Origin of the sequence: Pedobacter sp. V48 (genome assembly GCF_000523515.1) — a bacterium.
Classification (GTDB): Bacteria; Bacteroidota; Bacteroidia; order Sphingobacteriales; family Sphingobacteriaceae; genus Pedobacter.
In genome coordinates this window covers 60,800-79,585 of sequence record NZ_AWRU01000008.1, presented here as the reverse complement: position 1 = coordinate 79,585, position 18,786 = coordinate 60,800, and the positions used below count along the sequence as shown (strand labels likewise).

The following is an 18,786-nucleotide window of genomic DNA, read 5'->3' as shown; positions in this document are numbered from 1 at the left end:
AGCAATTCCTCCGTGGAGAGTTGATGTATACGATGCTGGAGATAGAAGTCAACAAATTGGCTTATTCAAATTTAGAGAATATCATTAATGTATTTTCTAGGGTCTATGCTATAGAGATAGATGAGATCAACAATAACATCGACCAGCTCATCGAAATTAAGGAAACTAGGAATTTACTGCTTCACAACAATTTAGTGGTCAATGAGATTTACTTATCTAAAACAAAAACAATAAAACGGGCAACTATTCCAGGGGGCAAATTGCTGATTGATATGGATTATACTTTAAAATCTGTAAAATTAATCTTAGGTATCACCACCGAAATTATCCGAAAAATTAAATCCAAATATAGCAAGTTCACGTTAGTTTCACTTCTACGGGAACTCTGGACTTTTACATTTGAAAACGCAGCAATAAGGTTAAATGAATGCTTTGAAATTAATGAGCAGGAAGACACCATTGACGGCCCCTTTAACATGCCATCATTTCTTTCCAGTTCTGAGCAGCATCTTTTCGAATTCTGGCGATCATTGCGTAGTTCAGCCCCGTTGACTCGCCCCTCTTTGGTTCATCTGGATGGTAGAAATATTCGTAAACAGNGCKWWKWTNNCGGARGWKYKTSGTGWATTGAGACTTACTCATTGGTAAATAGAAATGCTGAATTTGGTGACATTATTATCGATTAGAAAACCACCTTTCGGGAATCGAAAAAGATAGAACCAGTATATCGAAAAGAATCTTAATCTTTATAGTTAGACCTCATACAGGATCCGTTTTTACAGTTTAACGCATAACAAATATGAACACAGGGAAAAGATAAAAGTTACACGTAAGAATCGCCAGTCGTACGGGAGGCTAAATAAAAAAACCAAATATCTTGGGAGTTAAATTCTGCATATATACGCTCTACTGATTGCAAACAATTATCCTTAGTTAGTCTTATATTAGCTTACCACGATACATAAATAAATTGACCTCTAATGACAAATTATCAGCTCCCATCTATAAAATCCAACGACGATTTTGAAAATTTAATCTGCGATTTATTTAACGAATTGAAAGCCAATCTTACTTTCAAGCGATTTGGGAAAAATGGGCATAAACAAAAAGGCATCGATATCTTCTCTAGCCAAGAGAAAATCGTGATCCAATGTAAATGGAAAGATTTAACCAGGGCATCCATATCAATTAAAATGGAAATAATAGGGGAGATTAAGTCAACCGTTGAATTGATCCTTAGAAACAACCCTAAGCTAGATTTTAACACCTTGTATGTTGTTAGTACAGCTAGCGAACATCCCGATTATGATGAGTATTGTTCGGAATTGAAAAMGRMRCTCNKTMCSAYMTTWGNNATATTCTTTTTTGGGGCTGGGAAACCATAGAAGGGAAAATATCCGATTGCCCGAAAACTCTAAGAAAATACTATCCTAACTTTTCTCTTAATAATAATCATTCAGCTGAAAACACTAGTTATAAAATTGCTATTAAAAGAAGGCTTAAAAAAGATTTACATCCGTGGCTCACACGTCAAACTAAACGTCGCTATCGCATGATTATCCACTCCATAGAGGATCAGGACTACCCAAATAATGAAATTAAGGACGGCAAAGTCTATACTTGGTTCGGTGCAGAAATACATGATTTATCACATCGGGGACTTGAATTTTGTGATGAAAATATTGGCATTTATGTAAATGAAGATAACAAATGGACATTAAATAATAAAAGTGACGATTCAACATTTGAACTCAGATCTGTCAATGTAATTAGCACAATTGCGTTCAATGATATCATTGAGTATGACATGGATGGTGACGAGCATTATCCATGTCCTCATTTTTACATCAGATTTAATCATTCAGGCCCATATAGCTATGTACATTATAAAGATCATCAGATATCTTATCAATATTATGATGAGAGTAATCAACTGGTTGATTAAATGCTCTTAGTCATAGACGGCCATAGATCAAGATAAAATGGCTATGAACTAATAAAACAAATTAACGTATGATGCTCATTAAACACTTAAAATCAATGAACGAAACTCAAAAGAAAATTTACGAAGGACTAAAACAAATTAGTCCTGAAATCGGAGCCTTTTATAAAGATGCGTTGATGATTATGGGTGATGATTGTTTACTCAGCACGAAAGCAAACCTAATCGCACATTTAAGCAGAGAAATTGACGGCGGCTTCCGAGATATATTTGCGCCTAAACTTCCAGAAACTAAGAAAAAAGAAGCGGAAGAAAAGGAAAAATTAGAAGATAACAAAGAAGGGCATAGAGCAAATATAATTAGAGCTCTTGGTTTTGAAAATGATAAAATCAGTAAAGAATGGCTTTCCTTAGCTCATAGTTTTAATAAATTTGCGCATCGTCATGGTCATACACCAAGAACCTTCGAAGAATTTAAAGGGAATTGGGATCGCTACGAAAAGATACTTCACGTCTTAACAGGATCAGCTTACGCGATCACGGATCGTATTAATCATATTGTGAAGTTTGATACTCCAACGAAGCTTGTTATGGGGTCAGTCAAACAAATTATGGAAGATCCTGTGCATCGATTCCAGTTCTTTAGTTCTTTAAAAGCACAGGAGTGGTTGTTGCCTTTGTATGAAGCTGGATTTTTTAGTAGTGACACCTATCCCAAATCTCAACATGAGGAGGAATGGTTCCAACTTCGCTATCTTTTATATATCGCAAAGACAGCAAATGAAAAACAGCAAGGCACAATTATACAGATCATTAGAAATCTACAACAATCTGTTGTTGAAGGCAAAACCAAAATTAACGATCATACAATAAGTTTTATGCTTGGTACTCTAGCTAAGCTTCCAAATTATGTTCTCAATGAGAATGACATTGATCTTTTAGTATTCCTAAATGGGCAATGGGTAAACTCCCATAAATTCTATGAAAGCAATTTTACAGAAGGGTTTCTTAAAAATCATCTTGAAACCAATAATAAAGAGGGCTTAATAAAGCTATTGACTTACTGCTTTTCATTTGACAAACAAGAAATAAAAATTGACGGGTTTGAGGAACTGGGCCTATCTTATCAGAAAAGAGTTATTCCGAATTTAAGCGAGCCTTACTTACGTGTAATTAACCAGCATATCCCAGAAATCATTAAAATCGGTGGAATTAATTTAATTGAACAACTTGCAGTTAAACTTAACGAACTTTATATAGCACGGCCTTATGAACTTAGCGCCATTCCGTCTATTGAAATCTCAGAACAGTCATCAATGTATAGCGGGGACTGGGAATCATCCCTGGTAGATTTTCTCACAAAAAGTGGAGAAACGCTATCTCCTGGCGATTTAAAAATTTATGTAAAGTTACTATTTAGTCAGCAATGTGTGACTCATTCCCGAATAGCTATTCACCTGATCAGACTACACTATAGTCAGCTTTCTTCCTTATTTTGGGAATGGTTAAAATCGCAAAAATTGGATGTGCTTTTTCCTATCCACGAACTATATCTTTTGATCAGAGAAAGATTTAAGAACCTCAGTGACGAAGATTTCAATATGCTAATAACGTGGATTGAAAATATTACATTTCAAACTGAACATTTAAGCCCAGATGAGATAAAGGCGAGTATAATCCTTAGAATAAGGCAATATCTTGACGCCCTAAAACCTGAAAAAGAAGACCAACAAAGATTACTTCAGTCTATTCTAACCAAATATCAGGATGAAAATTCACACCCTCTTGAGCATCCAGAATTTGACGGTTACAGCACCGCTGGGTATGCCTATGATTTTCCTGAAGATGTAGATGAGTTAAAAGAAAAAAGTGTAGCAGAACAAATCAGTTATTTATCTGGCTTCATTATTCCTGACCACTTTAATAACATCCCTATGGGGCTGGGCACGCTAATGAACAATTATATTATTGATGAGCCAGAAAAATATCTTTCTAAACTTCATGAGATGGGAAAATTACCATTGATCTATTTAGAACAATTTATCTCCTCCTTTTGTCATGTGATGAAAAACGGCGCACTGCCTGACTGGAAAAAACCAATGGACAGCTTCATATCTTGGAGCACGGAGAATAACAAATCAGGCAAAACGAATATCTACGAACTTGCGTCCTTTCTGTTGCTACTTTCCGAGTCGAATGATACTTATCAGTTTACTGAGGATAATCTGGATTTGCTTCTCACCAAGACCGTTCACTTACTTTCATTAGATGATTATAAGACCTTAGAACATCTTAATGAGGATTATTCAGGGTTTATGCTAAATGACGGAAATGCCAAATTATTTGATGCTTTGGTAAACTTCAGCCGTTTATGGGCAAAATTACAATCAGCGGGTACAAGCCCTGTTTTACATCCGCATGTAAAGGACTATCTGGAATCGAACTTGTCCCGCATTTCAGAAAAGGACAAGGTTTTCTCAATCGGATTAGGCATGCATATTCCATTTTTTCATTATGCAGATTCGGATTGGTGTATTTCAAACGTAGACAAAATATTTCCAGCAGAAAACAAACTTCATTTTTTATACACTATTATAGGGGTATTCTCTAATCGCTATCTTCCATCCAAATCGGTCATTAAATACATGTATGACACTGGACTTAATAGTTCAGCTGTGAAAATTTTTCAAAAAGATAGTCCAGAGCTTAACCGATTATGCCGGTTGGCTCTCGTGGAATACTTTTTTATTGACCCATCTGTAATTAATAAAGAACAGTCCCTCCTGAGTTTGATTATAGCAGAAGAGAACCCTTTACAATTCGAAAAGCTTATTAACGTATGCATTAATCTTGAAAAAAGTACTGTTTTACCAGTAATAGAATTATGGCAGCGTGTGCTTGACAAGTGCCTTACTGATCCAGATAAATTTAAAAGCACAATTAATAGCCTAGTTTTGCTGTCAGACAATTTATCGGAGTTATCAGCAGATGCGATAGCATTAATTGAAACTTGCGTATCCTATTTAAACGATGGAAGATCTTCATATATATTAATTAGAAATTTATTGAGATTATCAGAAAAAATACCTGATAAAGTATCAGAATTGCTATTGAAAATATGGGAGCAAACAGGTATCCGTCCTTACGCTAATTATGAGTTAAAACAATTTGTAGGAATGCTATATATTAAAGGAATGCAAAAACAAGCAGATGAAATCTGCATGTATGTAGCTTCAACAGGTAATTTGACTTTAAAACCAATATATGACCATCATCACTTAGATCAATTTTAATTTATGAACATAATTTCGATAGGTTTTAGCGTAACTGAAACAGAAAAATACAGGAATATTCTGGAACCGATTTCGAGCGCTAATGACCTTCAATTCTTTCATCTGGGCCAGGAAGCCATAGAATTCTTTAATAATGCAGTTATTCCTTCTCAGCTCAGATCGATCTCGGATGTTTAGATGTGTCGCCTGCAAAGAGTTTGGCTGAAGTGAGGGCATATTTTGGTCGATTCCTGAACTGAGGAATTTGATTTAACTGAAATAAAGCAGGCTATGTGATTTGAGGAATCACTGGTCTACAGTTAATACCATACTGGCTAGCAAGATTTGGGCTTCAGGTCGATTAAATCTTATTGATGGGTATATAATATCCATCTTAAATTTAATGGACTGAGCTTGGAAAAAGATATCCTAATGGCAGGGTAATGTTTGTTCAGATAATCCAATAACTTTGTTTTGATGTCATCTTTCATTCTGTAGCGGATGATTACTTCTAGAATTGCAGCGCTAGGAAATTCAATCAATGGATGGCAATCAATATTGACGAGTCTGTATTCGTTTTCGTACTTCCATAAAGCCGATTTGTTGGTAATAATCGGTAAAGAGGTTACCTTTTCAAATTTTGGAAACTGACTTACATAATTCACTTTGTTGAGCATCACCAACTAGGGGTCGAGTGGGGAAAAACCAGAAGGTAGACACTCCATTTCGGTCCAAACTGATCACCCGAACTTCTATCCTTTTATCGACTGAGGCATGCCAAATATGTGCGGCGCCTCCCTATTGGGAAATGAAGGTGGAAATCATACAATTGCTTTACTTAAATCGCAGTTCAAACAAGTAATGGAACAACTTTGCTATGAGAAAGTAACAGATTTAAGAGATACGTAAATCTCAGTACTACAAACACCGAGTATCTATATTTTTTTGCTAATGAAAACTTTTAAAGCTGGTTCTCTAATATTTTCCTAAAGTCACTAGGCTTTTGATCGACAACAAAATAGCAGTCCTTTTTTAAATCCTTGTGTTTCACAATAACTTCCAGATAGGCTTTATTAAGCGCTGAGGAGACAATAGTGTGGATATAGGGACTGGCGTTACGCAGTTCTGCAACCTGACTGATTTCAACAATACAGTTTTGAGACTGAAGCTTTATAAAACATTCTTCTGCAAAATCCCTGGAAATAGTCTGGACACCTTTAAAGTCAATGACCACTCTTTCGGAAACTGAAAGTCGGGAGGCTATTCTTCTCCTGATATTTGCAGCAGAAAATCTTGACTTGGCGTTTATGCCTGCCAAATCGCGGAAGATGATGGGGGTTGCTTCTTTTAGCATCATAAGTTACTGGATTGCAAAGATATAAATTATAAAACATTATTCGATAACCCTGAAATAAAAAATGTATATAAATTGTAACTATTTGAAGTCAATTAAAAATGGCATCATTGCCCGCACACAAAGTGCGCTCACATACGCAGCCGAGGACTTAATTTCCCCGAACTTACCGTCGCTTTTATTCTCATTGGTAAAATCCATCACTGACTTAACAACCAATGAATATTCAGATTGTTTTTTGAGAATCTCATTTGCTCTGAGAATACTATAGCTCTCCATCTCCAAGCCTATTATATTTTTGTCTATGTTTTCTACCGGAATTTGATTATAATCTTCTTCAGCCAATGAGGTATTAGAGGATGACATTTTATCCAGCATCCCGGTAGTCTTAACCACCCAGGGTCCGCAGGCGAACTGATCAAAATGAATATCAAATTCTTTCAATAAATCCTTTCGAGACTTGTTTATGAGTTTTTGCATATTGGCAATTATTTCGGTTTTATTTCGCTGTAGGTGTGCAATAAGCTTCTTATCCGTGGAGGAAGTATATTCAAGGGATTCTAGTTTACCATTTTTAAACTTTCCTGTAGCATAGTCGTGCACCTCAGTGGGAACGATTACGTCGTACTGCTTAACCTTACCAATCTTTCCTCCGCAAACCCCTGGCATGATCAAAAACCTTGGTTTTATTCTCGTAAGTACTTCCGTAGCATGGATTGCGGCATCAACCAGCCCCATCCTTTCCTGATGGATAACGAAAAAAGTTGATCTATAGTCTTCTCCATTAGGAAGAGCTACATTGTTCTTAAAGTGGGCGGTATGTGCATTGACGCCCTGGTTAGTTTTAACAATCTTGCACTCATCTTCAAAGACGGCAAACTCATGTTCATAAAGTGCAGTTAGTATTGCAAAATCAGTCACCTGTGCCATTTGGGACGTCGTTTGCAAGTTACCCCTTACTAAACCAAGGTTGTTTGAAGGAATGGAATTTAGCTCAAAATCCTTATCAGGCATTGAATTAGCATGGTGCAATTCCCTACCTTCAAATTTTTTCCCGGGACTGCCTTCCCTAGAAACGAAATCAAAGACCATATTTTTATACACCGGATGATGCTCAATTGCTTTGATCATTTCAGCTCCATCATCTCCCTTGGTCATAGTCCTCACACCGGGGTGGATCAAAAGGGTAAAGTTGAAATCATCGTGCATAGCATCCAGAAAATCAAATAGCTGCTCGGGATTTGAAAACATCAGCACGACAGCCTTAGTGAATAACAGAGAGTTAGGCCTGATTACCGTTTTATAGAAAGCCATATCGCTCTCTTCATTGGTACTCGCCAAGATAATTAAATTGGTCTTATGTTCCATAGTTCTTATTGCGTTTTGTGTAGTTTTAAAATCAGGTAAATTTCGAATTCTTGTACCGTTCCGTTCAAACACTCTTCCCTATTGTCTTGGACGTTTCCACCGAAAGCCATCACATAGTGCTGTATGATCTTGGTGAGCCCACCCTCTTTATCACCGGTATCGGTTTTCTCGGGCGGTACAAATGGAAAATTCTGCTTTATGGTAAGCTTTACCATCTCATTATCCGCATTTATTTTATCAAGGGATATCACTAATTCAACCCGATGCAAATCAGAGCTGTATTTTCTAGCATTTTCCTTGGCATTTTTGACAATCTCCAGGAATATCAGATCAAGAATTTTTTTGTGGAAGGCAATCATTATGAAATCCTCCTCTTGAGGGCGTACAATTTCAAAGCTGATACCAGGTAACTCACCATTTTTATTTTTTAAGTCCCTGATTGTTTTCAACAAATCCGAAGGATAAGCTTCACTGAGTGAATAAAAACTTTCTTTTTTGTTGAAATCAAGTTTTTCAGTTACCAATGTCTTACAGTCATCTTTGAGTTTATCAAGATATTCCAAAATGTCTTCAAGTTCAGATTGCTCATAGGTTTTGATATGATTATATATGGATACAACGGACTTGAGATAGAAAAGTATGCCCAGCTTTTTATCTGAGAGAACAGTGTAAATACTTTTACAGTAGGTCTCCATGTACTCATCATTAAGAATATGCTCCATATTGGGTAACAACTCCTTTTCCAAGATATCAACGACCTCAAGCAAGCGCTCCTTGAGTCTGTCCAGGGATATGGGGTGTTCTAGTATAGCATCTATAACCTCGTTCAATCTGTCTTTTAAAAAGAAATGCCTGCCCATACTTTGGCCCTGGATAACAAACATCTTCAAATTATAAAACGGCTGATCAAGTGTTGAGTCTCGCCCAGTGTCAATTATCTGATAGTTTTTGGCGATGAGCCTGAAGAATTCACGGTTACTGTGGGTATAGGCGCCCACATTTATGGGCTTCTTGTCATAGTTTTTCTGAAACTCGTTCAACAGGGACTCTACTTTTTCTCTGTTGGGATCATTACTGGCATTTTTATATAAGATATCCCAAAAGATAAAGTGCAAATAATTCCTGCAATTTTCATCGCGCCAAGACAGGATAGTCTCAAAATTTCCCAAGTGGAATATCGCCTCAGGGGAAAGTAGGTAATAAACCCTAAGCAAGGCGTAATATTTCCAATTATAAAACAGAAATCCTTCAGTGGACAGCCCCTTTGAAATCCCTTCTTTAAGGTAAGTTCTTAAAAATTCTATGAGTCCGTTCAGGTAATTGTCAATTATTCTGATTAACTGCGGTTCATGCAAAAGGCAAATTAAAATTAATTCTGCAGTTTGCTTATGATCATCGATTTTCCACCAAAATACGTTTCGGGAGATTTTTGATTGGAAGCTGTTGAAGAACACGAAGTAGTCAGGATAAAAACGGTAGGTATCGATTCTACCGAAACGGTTTCGCATCTTGAAAATTTCCTTATTGGGTACGACCTTTGCACCAATCTTTTCCTTAGGCAAATAGTCAATGTTGGCTAGTTCATCTTTTGAAACATTGAGCGCAGTTAACTCACGGATTCGATGTTTAATATATAAATCCACTTCATGAGTGGGTTTTATTCTGTGCGAATCACCGTTAATTGATTTGATATTGCTGAGTTCCTCGCAGAACGGGCAGGATAAAGCGGATACATAGATGGGTATTTGTAGGTTCATACCAAAGAACACATCAGTAGGTGCCGATTTATGTATCAGTCCTGCTGCCAGGGATTTTTGATTCTTCTTAACGGTTAGTGATTTTATCCTCGAAAACATTTCCCTGTTGAAATCCTCTACCCTGGTGACTACTGAGAGAACGCAGATTTCCTTTACATCAAGGACACATATGGTATCTATCATTTGGACCAGAGAGTCGCCTGTTAACGAACCTGTATCGAGGATAAGTATCCGTTTGTTAAATGTTAACTGGCGGAAACGGTCTGCCAGTACTGGGAATCGCCACCCTTTTGTGGTTTCAAATCTTTGGAGGCCAACGATATTGTCTTCATGGGTTCCAAAAATCTTACTCAGCGAAAAATGCCCCAGACTCTCAATCCCTGAAAATGTTGGGTAAAATATAAAGTCGGGCACATAATCGGCAACTGCGGGGCTGTCCTCGGATACAGCTTCAAGCGCAAGTTGCAAGCCCTTTAAGTCAGACAAGAGTTGCTGAGGAGAAACTGAGAAATCCTTACTATTACTTAAACTGGAGATTCTTTCATTTATTTTCTCGAAATAATATCCGATGTTGCTTTCTCCTGTAAGCTTTTGGGTATCTGCATATTTCAAGGAGAGGCGATTCTTTAGCGAGGACAGGAACTCATAGCCTGAACCGCAGCCAAAAAGCGGTTTTAAGTTCGTGAGATAGCCAGTATGAGTTAGATTTTGTGCAAAGTGACCAATCTTTAGGTAATCTGCATCGATATTTTTATCGTCAATGAGTTTATCGGCAGAGTAGAGGACCTTTTCAATCTCACTGTTTTCCTCTCTGAATTCAACGATAGTGTTCAATAAGGGGTTGATACGCTTACGTTGAAGATTTCCGGTGTAAGGGCCTTTATATTTGCGGATAACTAGACCGCTATCAGCATCGGCAAGCGAAAGGAAAAATGTCTTTGGGTCAATTGCCCTTTCTAGGTCGAACACGACTTCATCATCATTGCAGGGCTGAGCCCTGTTTTTCTCGGATATACGTGTATCTGCAATTGAAAATACAGCGATAACCTGTGCCTTTTTTAAGCCTTCGAGTTTTGCCACAATCTTTGATATCAAACTTCCTGTTGAGATCACATCGTTGACCACCAGTACCTGGTCATCATGCACAACCTTTTCAAATGGCTTCTCGCTCTCAAAAGAATAATAACTTGATAGCATGATTAGTGTAGGGGGCTGGGAAATACCGTTCTTATCGGTGGGCATAAGCATCCTGTAGCTTTCATTTTCACTGATCATTGCCGCTACAGAGGTTGCCAAAAGCTGGCTGGTAATGGTGACCGCCATGATTTTATCGATCTTAAAAGGAGAATAATCGATATTGAGATATCCATCTTCCACCTCTTCCTTCAACTGACCCTTAATCCTGGAGCAATATTCATCCAACAGGCATTTTGCAAAGTAGCGGGCCATATACTTGTCATGCAATAGGTTAAATAGACTTAGATACTCTAATTGATAAACCCCGCTGGAGGCAAGGTAAACATATTTACTATCGCGTTGGATTTGGGCGTTAAGAAATTCAGAAATACTTTTTCTGCGTTGCCTTTTATATTCTGTAATGATATCTTCAAGGCCTGAATAGGAACTTAGTATCTCATTTCCTTGCTTGATGATTAACCCGCCGGAAATATTCTCTATTTCAGTAATTTTATTTGAGGTATATCTCTGCCGCTGTCCCAACAGGAGTTTAGTGAGCAATATTTCATCCTCTCGGTATTTAAGTCCAATCCAGTTGATGAGCTTTACAGACTCCTTGTCAATATCAAAAGAAATACAGGGAATGGGTTTATATAGGTAAGGCTCCGGCAAAAAGGGATTCAACCCTGCTATATCATCAATAATATAATTCCCATACAAGCCTTTGACTAAATTTTGCTCATCTTCGGGCAAATTCAAAATAATAACTTTGGTCAGCTCATTCACTTTAGGGGACACCATCAGGTAGTATAGGATTTTAATCCATGAGGTGTTGCCCCCTTTCAATCCCGCAAAATCAAAAAAGATCAAACAGTTCTCCTCTGATTTTGTATTTAAAAAGCTGTTAACCTCAGCAATAAGCCTATTGTATATATTTTTAACGTGGACTTCAATATGGGGATCCCCTAGCCGGAGTTCTTCTAAGATTTTATCATAGATAAACAGTATGCTCAGATAGTAAAATTTTTCAGGCTTAAAAAGATTGTAAACAGAAATTTCCTCCGCTGGTTCCTCCAGGCTGATCTGATAGGCATAATTGCTGAGTATCTCTGATTCTGAACGAACCGGGGCTATGGATTTAAAGGTATCATCCTTATCATCAGTTTTCCTTTCCGGGATTACTATATTGAACATCGTTCCAGGATAAAATACCTCCTCATCGTTAGCGACATGTCTGATTGAAGCTCTGATATTATTCGGCCGCCATTCGCGTACTTCGAACTTGCCATTGATATCCTCTATACGAAGACGGGTAGAAAAATCACAGATCAATATCCCTTTGCCGCTTCTTATGGTAAGCATTCCATGATACCTTCTTACCATATCAACTAAAAAGTACAGACCCCTGGGAACCAGATCATAATATTCAATAGATTTATCCAACGGATCTTTAGAGGAATCCAGTAAGAGCGCGTACTCCAGGATTTTTGCATCTGGTGAGGCATTGACATATCCTTCGGAGAAGAATGCCTTATAATTCTTATTTGAGGTATCAAGATCGAACTGATTTTTCAAGGTAGCAGGTATTCCAGCACCGAAGTCCAGGAAAGTAAAATCCAGATAAGATTTGTTATCAAAAGAACTGAATGTTGATAGGTCAATAACTTTAGGCATGGGATCGCTAACCTTATCTCCTAAGCGCTGTGTTATTATATTTTCGCGAATGGAAGCCTTGTCCTTATAGAAATCCAGAGAATAATAGGCTTTCTCCCTGGAATAACGTTGGGATAGCCTATCGAGATGCTTTTTCTCCCATGGATGTGAAAGGAAGACCGTAACATAGGCTTCTTTTAAAAACTGCACCTCATCCTCACTGTACGAATGCTGTAGAGAATTGATGTACAATTCTTGGGTAATTACATTGCTTAATATTTTGTTAGCGAAAGGGGAATAGCAATAGTTGTCTGACAGAATTTTCTGCAGGCTTTCCTGCAGGTCAAAAAGGCTATGGGTATAGAGTTTACTTTCCAGGTTATTATTGATAACATCATGAAAATGAGTGTCATATTTAATAAGCTGTTTGTTATAGCCAATATTGAATATGCTAAAAGGAATGATCTGGTGGTTGTAGCTGGTGATGTTTTCTGCTTCCCTGTTTATCTGTTTGCTGTCAGGGGGTAGGTTTTCAAAGAGAGTTTGATCAAAGTCTAGTGCTTCAAACAACTTGTAAACAAACATCAAAAAGTTACTGCTTCTTTTTCGACGCTTTTGCCTCGCCGGTGAATCGACATAACCTTTTTCTTCGGGATATTTGCTCTTTAGGGCAGTAAGCTGAGCCTGATTGTAAATGTAAGTCAGATCATACCAGAATGGTAACCTCACTATAAGTCTTACATCCCGGTGGTAAATATTTCTGATCCAGCCGAATAAAAAAGTGATCTGCTCGGTGGCGATCCATTCGGTTATAGTCAGATCAAAAATTACTTCATCAACCGAAGTATGAAAGCTTTTTTCCCAAAGACTTATTTTTTCATGGGCAGGATCGATGGATGCAACTGTTTGATCTCTTCGAAAAATAAAATCGAAGTTAATCTGGGTAAATCGTGGTCCAAAAGCAATTACAAGGGTTGATTCTGTGGTCATGAGAGTGGTAAAAAAGCGTATGTTGTCCAAGATAAAAAGAAATATTCAAAGAATTGAACCCCTTGTTATTTTGCGTTCGTTCTATTGGGTATTTCGGATGTAGTGGTCCTTCCCCAATTTTGGTGGTTTTTCAAAATGAAGTGAGTAATGTAAAATCAATGGATTAAGTGTTCATTAAGGCTTGCTGGTGATTAAAGCCGTAGGATCCACTAATATATAGACAAGAATCTTGATCAATGTTAGTTCTAGCAAAAAACACAAAGAACTACCGACATAATAAGATTGTGTCAATTTAAAATACAATTGTTTACAAAAACGAATTACTTGTCTGTCGTATTTTTTTACCACCAAAATTGGGGAAGAACCAATAAAGTCTGAAAGCCATTATTATTCAGGAGTACTTAGCTGTCTCTAATTTAGTTCGTTAAATAAGCAAAAATAATCTTCAGTAAGTTGGGAAGCGATTTCGATTGCGTAGGTGAGCTGAGAAGTGGAGCATGATTAGATTTATCCAAGATGAAGGTTCAGCAAATCGTAGATAAATCTAAAGAGAATGCCCACGAAGCAACCGAATGTTCATTATAAAAACGATGATAAAGCGAAGCTATGGCGTGTGTTTTTTTGAGATCAGAGCCTTGCGGAGTACCTATTTCATTGTTTTCTATTCATTAAATAAATGAGATATATCTCTTTTTGGCACATTATCAATCGACTCTTTTACGACTACCCTCCATATTAGATCGAAATTTATATTTAATATTTGAGATAATTTAACAATGTCTTCAACTACAAACTTTTCAGGGGCTGCACATTTAGCCATAAACCCACCGTAATTTATCCCCAAAGCGGCAACAATTCCTGTGGGATACATAGTTATAATATCTTTCATCTTTTTAACACGTCCTGTTTCAAACATCGAAGCCATTGATGAAAGTGTATTTTTTAATTTATCCTGATTTATCTTATCGCTTGCCTTCGCCATTTACATACTTGCTATTGTTTAAATTTAGTCCAATAGCTAGCGAAATGAACTCTATACTTTCAATATGCAATTAAATATTTTCATATTGAAATTTATTTTATATATTTGAGAGTAATACAGACTAATACGAAGTTAGATATATACAATTCGTATTTAAATATTTTGAAAATGACATAATTAGATATAATAATATAAATTTGTAGTACTTAATAAAGAAAAAATAAGGACTATATACGAGCCTCGCCCGACAAATCTGGTAAATTTTCGCGAGTGTAAGTATTGTAGCCGAACCCTATATATTTAGGGCCGGTTACTTGCTTATCTTCTGTGGAAATTATTCTGAAAAGAATATCGGCTTACCAGAGCCCGTCGGCATTAGATAGTAGGTAGCCGGCCCTAATGTTTTAATACCGCCACTAATTCCCTGCTTTTTCAGGCTCATATTCAAAGTTGCAACTAACAATTGTTAATATGAGAACTAACCAAATTATCAGTGGTGATTCATTTATCGCTCTATGTTGCTTTCGTAAAGTATCTGAGTACAGAAAGACACTTACAAAAACCAAATCATGAGACAGGAGCCGATAACTGGTCGTCGTACTATGATGTTAGAAAAAAAGTATTACTTCGATCAATTCATCCAGGGGGACGAAAAGGGATTGGAGTATTTCTACAATCGACTCTACCCATCATTATTCTATAAAAGGAAAAGGTACAATAAAGACGAGATCAATGCCGACTGCATCGTCAGTGATGCCTTCCTTCGTCTTTGGCTGATCAGGAACACCATCACCGATCCCGACCACATCGAAACCTTTTTGAGCAAGACAACCATGGACGCCTGCAAAGCATATTACAGGACCTCCCGAAACAATTTTCAGCGAAGCATGCTTATGCTCGATGACATCGAAGACTATCAGGAATTCATGGCAGGCTATGATCCCGAAGATGAACTCGATCATGATGACATCATCTATCAGGATGAAATGGATGAACGCCTTAAACTACAATGGCAGCAAGTAGAAGCCGTGATCCCCAATCTCACCGAAAACCAGCAACTGTTCATCAAACTCTGCCTGAAATACGCTTTCAACTACGAGCGCATCGCCTGTCATATCGGCGGCATCTCTGACTATCAGGTGGGGAAAACCGTTGAAAAAATATTGGACACCATAAAGACCATCCTGACCAGTTCACAAAAGCTCGATGACATAGGAAAAACCGGCAAATTTAAATTCGAAGGCGACTTGTGTGAAGAGCAGTCCAGGATCCTGCATATGCGCTATGAACTCCAGTACAGTTTTGAAGAGATCGCCAGTCAGTGGAATTTAAGTCAGGAACATATTAAAAGAACCTTTGTAGAGGCCTACAGCAAAGTCAAAAAGGTGAAAAAATAAAGCTATGGAAAAAGACACGATGATTGTAAACCGTAAAATCCAGCTGCTGATTGATTCCGACGATATGGAAGTGATCAAAGCCGCAAAAGAGCAGCTATATAACTGGCAAAGGATTTGTTTCCGCGCAGCCAATATGATCATGAGCCATCGTTTCATACAGGAACAGGTTAAAGACTTCTTCTATCTGACAGAAGAGATCAAATTTAAACTCGCCGATCAGAAAAAAGATGAAAATGGCATCCTGAAATCTTCCCGGCCAAACACCACCTACCGCCTGCTCTCCAACCATTTCAAAGGGCAAATTCCCACAAATATCCTCAGCAATTTAAACCACACCCTGATCTCCCAATTTAACAATGATAAAACTGCCTACTGGAAAGGAGAAAAGTCACTGAGCAATTACAAAAAGAATCTTCCGCTTCCTTTTGGGCCGGAAGTCATCACCAGATTCGACACCACGCCGGATAACAAAAATTTCAGTTTCAAATTGTTCCAGATTCCCTTCAGGACCTATCTTGGAAAAGACAAATCAGATAAAAAGGTCCTATTGAATAAGATAAAAAGCGGAACACTAAGACTCCATACCAGTAAGCTCTACATCGCTCAGGGTAAAGTCTTCCTATTGGCAGCGATTGGAATAGAAAAAGAACAAAATATACTGGATACCTCCGTCATTGCAGAAGCTTCATTGTCAATAGAACATCCAGTCACCGTCAAAATCGGTAGCTACGAAATCAGCATTGGAAACAAAGAAGAATTCCTGCATCGCAGGCTAGCCATACGGGCGGCAATAGAAAGGGTTAAAAAAGGTGTCGCCTTTAATCGCGGTGGACACGGAAAAACCAGAAAAAGAAAAAGCCTGGAGGAATACCAACATTTGGAAAAAAGATATGTCGACTATAAATTACATGTGTACAGCCGAAAACTGATAGACCTTTGCGTAAAACATCACGCAGCAACCCTCATCCTGGTCAATCAGGAACAAAAAGAAGAAATCGCAAAAGAAGATCCTTTCCTGTTACAAAACTGGAGTTATTATAGTTTAAAGGATAAAATCAACTATAAAGCAGAAAAAGCTGGGATTCAGGTCATCATCGAATAACGACATTAACGAGGCTGCTTGTACAGCCGTAGGGTGAGACAAAAATGTACTCACTAAGTCTAACAGGTCATACAACCGCTATGGGCTCTATTGATTTAGATCCTTGCAAAAAACTGAACAGCTTATATAAGTTGTTTATAAATTATTCAACTTTTGGACACTGCCGTTGCTCACCTGCAACGGTAACATCGCTCAGTTAAAAACTGATCAAAGACTGTACGCTCCCTTTTATAAAGGTAATACTAATCCGATAAGGAAAATCAGTATTCAGATTGCTCCGGATCAGCTTCACGCCGTTCTTCAATACCTTCGTAATTTCAAGCTTTGCTTGTTTTGGCAATTTACTGGCGCCTAAAATTATAGTCACCTCACCCTCCCTATTCAAATTAAAAGACAAATCAAACCGTCCACTCACTGATTTATCAAGTTTACAGTTACTGAGCATATATTTTTGCAACTTATTTTTATCGTCCACAGTTATACGACTGGCAATCACAACTTCTCCCAAAATATCCCTGCTGTCACAGTCTGAGGGTACCGTTGATACCTGCGGCTTACCCAAAAGGGTTGATTGTGCATTAGCTTTTTGCCCAATCGCACCTATACCTACAAAAACCATTGCAGTAACCAACCATCTTTTCCAGCGAGACTGATCGACTGGCAATGGCGCCATTACCTGATCCTGGGTGAAGCGACCGCAGAAACCAGCCTTATTTTCCTGCATAATTTTGATGAAGTATGCCACATTTTTGTCGGTAAGGTCATATACCTTTTTTTGACAGCTGTTACAGAATCGCCCTTCCGCGTCAGGCTCCATATTGTTCCAATCCTGATTGCAAACAAAGCTTAGTCTGGCATCGTTGATCTTATCTTCCATAATCATGTTTGTTGGTTTATCAGATGATGAAGTTTACCAACCAATTCCATAATATTAGAATTGAAAGTAATAACGCCCTGACCTCCTCTCCTTTTAATATATTTTACCTCGGCAGTCCACATAGCCCCATAAATCGAAAGTGCCAATAAACGGCAATACCATTCCGTAAACACCAAAGCAAAACCTCTGGTTTTGCAGGCCGCAAATGCGCGTAAGGAATTATCGACATTGATAAGATTCAAATTAAGCCGATCTTTTTATCTTACAGAAGGAACCTACCATCTGGCTGAGCAGCTCACCCTTGCTCCTTTCCAAAGATTAGGAAAGGCTAATCAGTTTTTAATCAACTGATCAGGAAAAATTAACAATATTCTACACTTCTTACCATATCCTCTTTAATACTATTGGATTTGCTAATGAAGATTCCCCTATGGGAATCGTTTTTCGTTCTTTAAACCTGCCGTAGGTAGGCATAGAATCCCCGGAGGATTCTACAAGGCTCCATTGCAGTGCATAGGAGCCACAAGTAAGGCTCTGCCTGACTTCCGCTTGCTCCTTTTTTTTCTGAAAGGGAAAAAGGACAATCGCTTAAAAAAAGTCCTGAATCAGCAAACCAATCAGCCGCACGTTATTAATGACCTACATGAACCAAAGAAACCAAGCTTGCACGAAAAGGATCATAAGATGGCTGATAGGTAATATAGCCGTACGCAACCAGATTACGCATACACTTGTGATAAGTAGATATTGATCGAATGCGGGAATACCGCATCAGCTTACAACGGCAAACCCGAAACCGACCCTTGGGATCTTCAGCGGGACTAAAATAAAACACAGCCATAAACAAACTTAAATGAGAAGGCAGTAAACGAGAATCGTCAGCAGCTCTTTTCAGAAAATTTTCAATAGGAAATGA

Annotated in this window: 12 protein-coding genes; 5 read left to right on the top strand and 7 right to left on the bottom strand. The window is 37.9% G+C overall.

Annotated features, from left to right (window positions below):
- The first annotated feature begins 1,552 nt into the window (after positions 1 to 1,552).
- From N824_RS30135 to N824_RS31215, 3 genes are all read left to right on the top strand, one after another.
- Positions 1,553 to 1,945 carry a hypothetical protein gene (locus tag N824_RS30135; RefSeq protein WP_152542140.1) on the top strand — a complete coding sequence of 131 codons (393 nt, stop codon included), beginning with the start codon at positions 1,553 to 1,555 and terminating at the stop codon, positions 1,943 to 1,945.
- A gap of 95 nt (positions 1,946 to 2,040) precedes the next feature.
- Complete coding sequence (locus N824_RS09555; protein WP_048904931.1) at positions 2,041 to 5,235, top strand: hypothetical protein; 3,195 nt, start codon at positions 2,041 to 2,043, stop codon at positions 5,233 to 5,235.
- Between the two features lie 3 nt (positions 5,236 to 5,238).
- A complete protein-coding gene (locus N824_RS31215) occupies positions 5,239 to 5,412 on the top strand; it encodes a hypothetical protein (protein ID WP_161662293.1) in 174 nt (57 codons plus the stop codon).
- Positions 5,413 to 5,582: 170 nt separating this feature from the next.
- Here N824_RS31215 and N824_RS09550 read toward each other — a convergent pair whose 3' ends face one another.
- The 5 genes from N824_RS09550 to N824_RS09530 all read right to left on the bottom strand — a co-directional run bounded on the left by N824_RS09550 (position 5,583) and on the right by N824_RS09530 (position 14,494).
- Positions 5,583 to 5,894, bottom strand: coding sequence for a hypothetical protein (locus N824_RS09550; RefSeq protein ID WP_152542137.1), 312 nt, complete (start codon positions 5,892 to 5,894; stop codon positions 5,583 to 5,585).
- Positions 5,895 to 6,175: 281 nt separating this feature from the next.
- On the bottom strand, positions 6,176 to 6,571 hold the full coding sequence (locus tag N824_RS09545; RefSeq protein ID WP_084498260.1) for an STAS-like domain-containing protein: 396 nt from the start codon (positions 6,569 to 6,571) through the stop codon (positions 6,176 to 6,178).
- 78 nt (positions 6,572 to 6,649) lie between these two features.
- Complete coding sequence (locus tag N824_RS09540; RefSeq protein ID WP_048904928.1) at positions 6,650 to 7,936, bottom strand: hypothetical protein; 1,287 nt, start codon at positions 7,934 to 7,936, stop codon at positions 6,650 to 6,652.
- A gap of 5 nt (positions 7,937 to 7,941) precedes the next feature.
- Complete coding sequence (locus tag N824_RS09535) at positions 7,942 to 13,512, bottom strand: hypothetical protein (RefSeq protein ID WP_048904927.1); 5,571 nt, start codon at positions 13,510 to 13,512, stop codon at positions 7,942 to 7,944.
- A 661-nt stretch (positions 13,513 to 14,173) separates the two neighbouring features.
- Positions 14,174 to 14,494, bottom strand: coding sequence for a hypothetical protein (locus N824_RS09530; protein WP_048904926.1), 321 nt, complete (start codon positions 14,492 to 14,494; stop codon positions 14,174 to 14,176).
- 569 nt (positions 14,495 to 15,063) lie between these two features.
- Here N824_RS09530 and N824_RS09525 point away from each other — a divergent pair.
- Positions 15,064 to 15,891, top strand: a complete 828-nt coding sequence (locus tag N824_RS09525; RefSeq protein WP_048904925.1) for a sigma-70 family RNA polymerase sigma factor — start codon at positions 15,064 to 15,066, stop codon at positions 15,889 to 15,891.
- Between the two features lie 4 nt (positions 15,892 to 15,895).
- Entirely contained in the window at positions 15,896 to 16,993 is a 1,098-nt protein-coding gene (locus N824_RS09520) for a hypothetical protein (RefSeq protein WP_048904924.1), read from the top strand.
- A gap of 196 nt (positions 16,994 to 17,189) precedes the next feature.
- Here the strand turns inward: N824_RS09520 and N824_RS09515 are convergent, their stop codons facing one another.
- Together N824_RS09515 and N824_RS09510 are read right to left on the bottom strand one after the other, a co-directional pair.
- Entirely contained in the window at positions 17,190 to 17,876 is a 687-nt protein-coding gene (locus tag N824_RS09515; protein ID WP_048904923.1) for a hypothetical protein, read from the bottom strand.
- Entirely contained in the window at positions 17,873 to 18,112 is a 240-nt protein-coding gene (locus tag N824_RS09510) for a hypothetical protein (protein WP_048904922.1), read from the bottom strand. Before N824_RS09510 ends, N824_RS09515 begins: the two co-directional genes overlap by 4 nt.
- Positions 18,113 to 18,786: the final 674 nt, after the last annotated feature.

Bases quoted from the DNA above. Each gene is read 5' to 3' on its own strand.
- N824_RS30135 (WP_152542140.1), top strand. From the start codon at position 1,553: ATGATTATCCACTCCATAGAGGATCAGGACTACCCAAATAATGAAATT.
- N824_RS09555 (WP_048904931.1), top strand. From the start codon at position 2,041: ATGAACGAAACTCAAAAGAAAATTTACGAAGGACTAAAACAAATTAGT.
- N824_RS31215 (WP_161662293.1), top strand. From the start codon at position 5,239: ATGAACATAATTTCGATAGGTTTTAGCGTAACTGAAACAGAAAAATAC.
- N824_RS09545 (WP_084498260.1), bottom strand. From the start codon at position 6,571: ATGATGCTAAAAGAAGCAACCCCCATCATCTTCCGCGATTTGGCAGGC.
- N824_RS09540 (WP_048904928.1), bottom strand. From the start codon at position 7,936: ATGGAACATAAGACCAATTTAATTATCTTGGCGAGTACCAATGAAGAG.
- N824_RS09535 (WP_048904927.1), bottom strand. From the start codon at position 13,512: ATGACCACAGAATCAACCCTTGTAATTGCTTTTGGACCACGATTTACC.
- N824_RS09530 (WP_048904926.1), bottom strand. From the start codon at position 14,494: ATGGCGAAGGCAAGCGATAAGATAAATCAGGATAAATTAAAAAATACA.
- N824_RS09525 (WP_048904925.1), top strand. From the start codon at position 15,064: ATGAGACAGGAGCCGATAACTGGTCGTCGTACTATGATGTTAGAAAAA.
- N824_RS09520 (WP_048904924.1), top strand. From the start codon at position 15,896: ATGGAAAAAGACACGATGATTGTAAACCGTAAAATCCAGCTGCTGATT.
- N824_RS09515 (WP_048904923.1), bottom strand. From the start codon at position 17,876: ATGATTATGGAAGATAAGATCAACGATGCCAGACTAAGCTTTGTTTGC.